At 61.6% G+C, this 1,343-nt stretch carries 1 protein-coding gene; it reads left to right on the top strand.

The window, feature by feature from the left end; all coding sequences use genetic code 11:
- Positions 1 to 156 precede the first annotated feature (156 nt).
- A partial coding sequence (locus AC1DEY_RS23460; RefSeq protein ID WP_476870095.1) for an alpha/beta fold hydrolase occupies positions 157 to 1,343 on the top strand: 1,187 nt, incomplete at its 3' end.

Raw genomic sequence — 1,343 nt, 5'->3', positions numbered from 1 at the left:
GTTGAAAACGTGTTCACCACACCCCTTGAGGACGACCTTCTGAAGTCCAAACACAAGCAGCGCATGGCACGCCTGGACGGTCAGCCGGATGATTGGTCGCCAATTAATACAGCAGCCTGGTCGCCGTCCGGGTCCACCCTCGCCAAGGAGCAGTAAGTGACTACCGTAATAGAACAGTTGCAGGAGCAGGATCCCTCCCTGACAACCACTGGCAGCGGCGATGTGGCCGTGCTTTTCATCCACGGTTTCCTGGACGATCAGAGTGTCTGGGACGACGTCGTCTCCGAACTCGCTACCGCGGACGCCCAACTGCTGAGGCTGGACCTGGCAGGGATGGGGGACCGGAGCGGGGATGAGGGCCCCTACAGTCTGGAGCGGTATGCCGACGACGTCGCCCGCGTCGTGGCTGGGCTGGACAAGCCCGTAGTACTCGTCGCGCAAAGCATGGGAACGCTCGTGGCCGAGCTCGTGGGTGTCCGCCACCCGGACAAGGTGGTGGGCGCGGTATTCGTTACGCCCGTTCCCTTAGCAGGGACGCACCTTCCCGAGGAAGCTGTCAGCTCCTTCCGGCAGCTCGGTGGGGACGTAGAAGCACAGCGCGGGGTTCGGATGTACCTGGGCGGCGGGCTGAACGAATTCGGGCTGGACAAGCTCACCTATATAGGCAGCCGCATCCGCCCGGAAGTGGTGACGCACCTCGTTGACTGCTGGAACGAGGGGATCCCGGACGCCCCTGAGAAGAGTGAATTTAGCTCACCGGTATTAATAATCCGCGGTGAAGCCGATGGTTTCGCCACCGCTGAACTGGTGTCTTCAGTGGTCTCCCCACGATTCCAGCATGTGAAGGTGGAAGTGCTCAGCGGGGCGGGCCACTGGCCTCATGTCCAGCAGCCTCAGAACGTGGCCGGACTCATCGGCCGGTTCCTCCAAGAAGTTTCTGAAGCATCTGCCAGTGCATCTGGCGGAGCCGGCGCTCAGGGCTGGATCCACGCCTTTGCCAGCAAGTCCGCGGACGACTTTGGCGAGGCCTTCCACCGCGACATTGTCCTTGAGGCGTCTGTCATCCGGTCTCCGCTCACCGGCCGGGAGAACGTCAAAACGGTGATGAGCGCAGCCAGCTCTATTTACGAATCTTTGGAGTTCACGCAGCAAACCATTAACGGTCCGCGCACCTATCTTGAGTGGCAGGCGACGGCGTTCGGCGGACTCAGGCTCTACGGAGTCACCATCCTCACCAAGGACGAGAACGGTCAGATAGTCTCAGCCGCCATCCACCACCGCCCGCTTGACGCAGCGCTCCGCTTCTCGGCTGAACTCGGTAAGCGGATCGGGAAGGAAGTGGG

The organism is Arthrobacter sp. 05T47 (assembly GCF_056395825.1).
The sequence above is the reverse complement of the archived record's forward strand: the minus strand, read 5'-3'. Positions and strand labels throughout refer to the sequence as shown.